The organism is Microcystis sp. M49636_WE2 (assembly GCF_030065375.1).
Taxonomy (GTDB): domain Bacteria; phylum Cyanobacteriota; class Cyanobacteriia; order Cyanobacteriales; family Microcystaceae; genus Microcystis; species Microcystis aeruginosa_C.
Genome location: NZ_JASJFG010000228.1, coordinates 1 through 6267, shown reverse-complemented (window position 1 = coordinate 6267; position 6267 = coordinate 1). Strand labels below are relative to the sequence as shown.

Here is a 6267-nt window from a genome sequence, read left to right as displayed (position 1 = left end):
GTTAATGAAATGTAACGCACCTCTTTTTTCTCTAGCCGTAGTACCATGCTCATTCATTGAAGCAAGTGATTGTAAGCTAACGGGGTTTTTTGATTTTTGAAAAGGCGATCGTTAGTTACCGTCCTGACTTAAAAAATAGCCAACTGCACGCTGAAGCTGTTCCATCCCTTGTTGCAGTTGGTCAATACGAGCCTTAGATTCCTCCATTTGTTGAGCAGTAGCTTCCACAAACCGATCAATACGCCGATTCGTTGCCTCACTGATTGCTGCTAATCTGTCAATATTGCTTTCTATTCGCTCTATTCGCTGCTGACTTGCCTCTAGACTGGCTTCAATACGGTCTAACCGAGAACTTTGCCACCACATTTAGTTAACACCTTGAAAATAAGCGATTATTGTCCTCAGTTTAGCAAATCTTTAGACAAATTAATCTCTTTTCATAGGGCGATCGCTTGAGGTGAAACTGCGATCGCCGCTCTGGTTGTTAATGAAATCTAACACACCTCTTTTTTCTCCAGTCAAACTATTTTTGACTAATCTCGAATGCTAAGTCGTATCTGTAAAAACAGACATCAAAGGCAAGAAAGAAGTTCATCTGTCCTAGTATTAGCGGCGCATATTTATCTTGTGTCCAAGCAAAGGCTAAATCTACGGCGGGGAATTGCTCAACAGTAGCTTTAACAACCAATGCACGAGCTTCAAATCTAGCTAAATTACCTCCTAATGGCAGAGATAGCCTTTGGTTTTCCCAGACTGCACCTAAAGCTAAACCCATTTCATAGGGCAACACATTAACACTAGAGCCAGTATCCAAGAGACCCGAAACATTCAAGGATTGACTTTGATAAGTTAATGTCAATGGTAAATAAGGAAGCGCACTTAATGCACCAAGACTAGGATCTACCTCAGTGAAAGCAAATCTTACCTTATTAGCCATGAGTCAATTCTTGTTTCTCTTTTAATGCTTGAGCAAGAATGGCGGCAGCCTCAAAAGAGTCATGTAAACCTTGTCTAGGGAGATCATCTTCAATAGACATCGGTACAATACCAGAATCCTTGAGCAACTCGGCTACAAGAAAGTTAAGTAATAAGAGCTTATCGGAGTAAGACAATTGCTTTAGCAGGGGCGCAAATTGAGTAGTTGTCAGCATGGATTCAAGAAAGTTACGGATTTTGACTTTCTGCACTTTGTCTGAGTATAACACCACCTTTGCGCTAATCCCTGCCCCAAAAGCAGGCTAACTTTGCCGTTGGACAGAAATCCCAGAAATGTTCAATCTAATCTTTATGGTTCTTCGGTTTGTGTCAGTGCGATGCCGAAGGCACTGCGTAGCAGTACGCCGCTCTGGTAGTTAATGAAATGTAACGCACCTCTTTTTTCTCTAGTCAAACTATTAGAGCCAGTCTTAGGTTAAGTTGCCGAAAAAACATCTAGCCGACGATGCCTCTAGCGACTAGATGCCATGATCAAGTCATGTCTGTCCCTGACTAAAATAGAATTAGCGATTTCCCTAAGAGACCTAATTCCATGACGATTATCACTCTTTCACGTTATGTAACCAGAAACAATGAGATTTTAGGTGGAGAGCCAATTATTGAAGGCACTCGCACATCTATTCGCGCAATCGTAGGTCTGTGGCGATTAGGTGTGATGCCAGAGGAAATTCCAACTCATTTACCTCATTTGACCTTAGCACAAGTGTTCGATGCCTTGAGTTTTTATTTGGATCATCAAGCAGAAATTAACGAGTACATTGAACGTAACCAAGTCCCCGATGAGTTGGTGCATCCTTCTGTAAAGGCAGCTTTGGGTAAGCTATGAGCATATTTGCTTCGCTTTACATGGACGAAGATGTGTCGGCGTTAGTTGCAACACTTCTGCGTTCTCGTGGTTTAGATGTCACCACTGTTCCTGAGCAGTCAACTTTGGGCAAAACTGACAGCGAACAATTAGAATTTGCAGCTTCTTTAGGTAGATGTCTTGTCACCCACAACCGAGTTGATTTTGAACGATTGCATCTTCAATTCATAGAGGAAGGCAGAGAACATTGTGGAATTATTGTTGTCCCTCAGAAAACTGCCTACGAGGTCGTGCAACGGGTTGGTGTTTTAGTCAACACGTTGACTGTTGATAGTATTAATAATCAGTTACTATACGCATGATTTCTCCGCAAACTTACACTCTAAGCACAAGCCAGCTAACACGATGAAGCGGCGATGTTCTAGTTCATTCATCACCGCTGACCATTGCTGTTAGACAGAAATCCCAGAAATGTTCAATCTAATCTTTATGGTTCTTCGGTTTGTGTTAGGCCATGGACGGGTTATAAAGGGCGATTTTTGTCAATTGTTTTCGATAACGTTTTTAAAACCCGACACCCGACACCCTGTCCGCAGGAAAAACTTTTTTAGCAGACCCTGGTTATTATACCGATAGGACGGGTTGGCCAGTAGAAATGGCTTTTTCGACGATATCGGCGGCCATTTTCACTCCTCCAGTCTTCTGTAGTGCTTTTTGCATTCTCAGGGCATTTTCTCGGTAACTGGGGAAGGATAAGACCTTTTCAATCGCCTTTCGTAAACGGGGAGCTTCTAGACGGGAAATCGGAATCACTTCCCCTGTACCCGACCATTTTATCCGAGCAGATACCCCCGGTTGGTCGTTAGCGATGGGAATGGCCACCATCGGTACAGCTTGCGCTAGGGATTCTAGGGTAGTATTTAAGCCTGCGGGGGTGATAGTAAGAGAGGCTCTGGTTAAAAGCTCTAATTGGGGAGCGTAGGGAACAACTAGGGCGTTTTTGGTGGTTATTTGAATGTTAGAGTCGGTATTGCCCAAGGATAAAACTAATTGTACCGGCAAATCGGCACAGGCTTCGGCGATCGCATTAAAGGTCGATTGTAGGCGAGTTTGAATTGTACCGAGGGAAGCATAAATCAAGGGTTGTCCGGTTAATTTTTCGTAGGGAAAGGGAATCGTTTTTCTGGTGGAGGAATCGTGAAAGGGACCCGTAAAGTGAAAGTGAGCGGGTAAATTTGACCGAGGAAACTCGAATTCGGCAGGTTGTTGGCTAATTTGGGCGATGGGTGAATAGCGTTGATTGATGTTTTGATAGGGAATTAACCCCCATTCTTGACGTTGCCGGTTGATTAACTCATTCAGGGGACGAGTCAGAGAGTCAAGGAGTTTATAGCCAAGTTTATTGCGAATAACCCCGATAAATGAGGGATTATAGTCCCAACTGGTCATAAAGGGCGGAATAAGCGGATCGCGATTTAAAACCAATGCCGAACAAAAACTGATAAAGGGAATAGCCAATTTTTCTGCGATTGTACCCCCTGAGGCGGAGACTTGATCGACAATTAGGGCATCAATTCCCAAGCGACGCATCTCTTGGGGGATAGTTTCAAAGAGGGTCGCTGTAGAATCAGTTACTAATTCTACCGTGCGTCGGACGGCGGCTGTTCCCCGTAATTGACCAATTTCGGCTAAATTTTTGGCTGATGTGCCTTTCGGATATTTGTCGGGTGCAATTGCCTGAAAATCTAAGCCAGCTGCTTGCACCATTTCTTCACCATCAAGAGTTAGAAAACAGGTAACTTTATGACCGCGTTTTTGTAATTCTTTTCCTAAAGGTAGGAGAGAATAAATATGTCCAGAAGTTGTAGGACAGAGGAAACCAAAATGAGTCATTAAACACCTCCACAGGTTTTCTTTAATTCTTCTAGATTCCAGAATGCTCCACCCAAGGCGGAGAATTGTATTCCTTCAAAGCAGTTACGCACAGCCCCCAAAGCGAGGGGATTAACTAGATAAATAAACGGGACGTATTCCTGTTGAAGTTTTTGAATTTCATTATAGATAACTTTGCGCTTCTCAAAGTCTAATTCTTGGGAACCTTTGACGTATAAATCGGCGATTTTTTTCTCCCAATCCGCCGCTTGCCAGCCTTGAATCGGAGGGCTGCCGGGTTGAGGTTGTTGGTTAAAAGCGTGGAGATTTCCATCTACATACCAAATATTGGGGGCGTGGGGTTCATTATCGCCGGTAAAACCTAAAATATGTGCTTCCCAATCTAGACTATTACTTAGTTTATCAACTAAATTGCTAAAAGCGATCGCTTGAAAATCCACTTGAATTCCTATTGCGGCTAAATCATTTTTAATTTGTGCGCCAATTGCTTCCCGGATTTTGTTACCCGCGTTAGTAATTAGGTTAAATCTAACGGGATTATTATCAGCATCGACTAGCAGATTATCACTATTATACTTAAATCCCGCCTCTAATAATAATTCTTTGGCTTTTTCGGGATTGTAATCGTAACCTTTCAGGGTTTTATCGTAAAAAGGAGATTGGATAGAAAGAAAAGAATTTTGTTCTTGTCCTAACCCTCGATAGATATCATCAATCATTCTTTGACGATTAATGCCGTAGGCAATAGCTTGACGGAAATTTAAGTTATTAAACCACCTGGATTTAATTGGCTCTACTAGGGGTTTTCCGTCGCGTTTGCCTTGATTGAGATTAAAACCGATAAATTGGGTTCCGTAGGCAGGTCCCCCATTAAAAATAGTGAAATTTCCTCTTTCTTCTTCAGTTTTTAAGAGGGAGAAAAATTCGGGAGTTACCCCAATAGAATCTAAACTTCCCGAACGAAATTGTAGTAAAGTTGTATCCTGAGATTCAACAATTGCCCAAATTACTGAAGTTATATGAGGTAATTGTTGTCCCTGGGCATCTTTTTTCCAATAGTAAGAATTATTCTCAAAAATAATCCTTTGTCCCGTTATATATTCTTTTAGTTTATAAGCACCATTAAAAACAATTTTATCGGGAGGAGTATCTAACCCCCAAGTGGAGAGAAATTCTAACCTACCATCGGGGCTTTTTTTCTGAATAGTTTTTTCTAAAGCGTGTTTAGGTAAAATCGGTGAACTGACAGCATCTAAAAAAGGAGCAAAAGGTTCGGGGAGTTTAAATTCGATTCTGCGATTATCTAGTTTAGTGATAACTGGAAATTCTTTTTTTAATCCTATTCTTAAACTATCGCGGTAGTTGTTAGGAATATCAGGATTTAGATATAATTCTTTATAGGTAAAAACCACGTCATCAACGGTTAAGGGTTGACCATCCGACCATTTTAAACCCTCTCTCATAGTAAAAATAATGCTCAAATTATCATCGGAAATTGTCCAAGATTCTGCTAATACCGGTTCTTTTTTGCCAGTAATGGGATTTTCTGTTAATAGTCCTTCGTAGGTTAAACCAAAAATATTCGGGGATTCGGCCGATAAAACAGCATTAAAGGTTTTTGGGTCACTTAATACCGATATGACCACTTGATTGCGTCTAACTTGATTACCACAAGCAGTTAGGGAAATCAGCAATAAACAAGAAATTAAAAATACCGTTAATCCCCGCCAAAATTTCACCATAATCTTTAATATTTTTCTGTCCGACTATTTAGAAGTAAAGACCTTGTCTTGCTATATACACCGAAACTGACCAAGCTGAAAGCCGATGGACTGTTTCCTTGCCCCATCAATATAACAGGAAATGAGACAAAAAATCTCGCCTAGGTGAGATTGACAAAGGCGAGAAACCGTGTTTCCATTAAGAATGGGAGATAAAATCTAAGAACGTTGTTCGATCGGTGTATAGGGGACATCGTGTTGTCCGGTGTAGATTTGGGTAGGACGGAAAATGCGGTTAGCATTTAATTGTTCTTTCCAGTGGGCCAACCAACCGGCCACCCGGGAGATGGCAAAAATCGGGGTAAATAAATCATTAGGGATGCCTAATTTCCGATAGACCAATCCCGAATAGAAATCCACATTAGGATAGATACCTTTTTCGCCGTAGATATCCACCACTGCTTGTTCTAATTCTAGGGCGATATCGTAGTATTCATCGGAACCCAATTCTGCGAATAATTGTTCGGCAAGGTTTTGTAAAATCGTCGCTCGGGGATCCTTAACTTTATATACCCGGTGTCCAAAACCCATAACTTTTTGTTTATTGGCGATACATTTTTCCACATAGGGACGAACATTAGCCACCGAACCGATTTCCTCTAACATTAACAATACTTCCTCGTTTGCCCCACCGTGGAGGGGGCCAGCGAGAGTTCCCACTGCTGAAGCGATGACACCGTAGGGGTCGGTTAAAGTGGAAGCCGTCACCATGGCCGAAAAAGTCGAGGCATTCATGGTATGTTCGGCGTGGAGAGTCAAACAGACATCGAAAACTTTCGCCGCTAAATCCGT

General features: G+C 41.9%; 8 protein-coding genes. 2 read left to right on the top strand and 6 right to left on the bottom strand.

Translation table 11 applies throughout. From position 1 onward, the window contains the following. Positions 1-111 precede the first annotated feature (111 nt). The 3 genes from PX484_RS05300 to PX484_RS05290 all read right to left on the bottom strand — a co-directional run bounded on the left by PX484_RS05300 (position 112) and on the right by PX484_RS05290 (position 1151). Complete coding sequence (locus tag PX484_RS05300) at positions 112-366, bottom strand: hypothetical protein (protein WP_002755102.1); 255 nt, start codon at positions 364-366, stop codon at positions 112-114. Between the two features lie 157 nt (positions 367-523). Beyond that, the gene (locus tag PX484_RS05295) at positions 524-937 is read right to left on the bottom strand and encodes a pepsin/retropepsin-like aspartic protease family protein (RefSeq protein WP_287765251.1); all 414 of its coding nucleotides are present in this window, start codon (positions 935-937) and stop codon (positions 524-526) included. Continuing rightward, on the bottom strand, positions 930-1151 hold the full coding sequence (locus tag PX484_RS05290) for a hypothetical protein (protein WP_002755098.1): 222 nt from the start codon (positions 1149-1151) through the stop codon (positions 930-932). The genes PX484_RS05295 and PX484_RS05290 overlap by 8 nt, the downstream gene beginning before the upstream one ends. Positions 1152-1528: 377 nt before the next feature. On the opposite strand from PX484_RS05290, the gene PX484_RS05285 reads away from it, so the two are divergent. Both PX484_RS05285 and PX484_RS05280 read left to right on the top strand, forming a co-directional pair. Beyond that, positions 1529-1822, top strand: a complete 294-nt coding sequence (locus tag PX484_RS05285; protein WP_002794978.1) for a DUF433 domain-containing protein — start codon at positions 1529-1531, stop codon at positions 1820-1822. After that, on the top strand, positions 1819-2163 hold the full coding sequence (locus PX484_RS05280; protein ID WP_004159226.1) for a DUF5615 family PIN-like protein: 345 nt from the start codon (positions 1819-1821) through the stop codon (positions 2161-2163). The genes PX484_RS05285 and PX484_RS05280 overlap by 4 nt, the downstream gene beginning before the upstream one ends. Positions 2164-2425: 262 nt before the next feature. Here PX484_RS05280 and PX484_RS05275 read toward each other — a convergent pair whose 3' ends face one another. From PX484_RS05275 to PX484_RS05265, 3 genes are all read right to left on the bottom strand, one after another. Then, the gene (locus PX484_RS05275; RefSeq protein ID WP_287765256.1) at positions 2426-3694 is read right to left on the bottom strand and encodes a glycosyltransferase; all 1269 of its coding nucleotides are present in this window, start codon (positions 3692-3694) and stop codon (positions 2426-2428) included. After that, complete coding sequence (locus tag PX484_RS05270; RefSeq protein ID WP_288103079.1) at positions 3694-5436, bottom strand: ABC transporter substrate-binding protein; 1743 nt, start codon at positions 5434-5436, stop codon at positions 3694-3696. Before PX484_RS05270 ends, PX484_RS05275 begins: the two co-directional genes overlap by 1 nt. Positions 5437-5634: 198 nt before the next feature. Then, the coding region (locus tag PX484_RS05265; protein ID WP_288103078.1) for a citrate/2-methylcitrate synthase at positions 5635-6267 on the bottom strand (633 nt) is incomplete at its 5' end.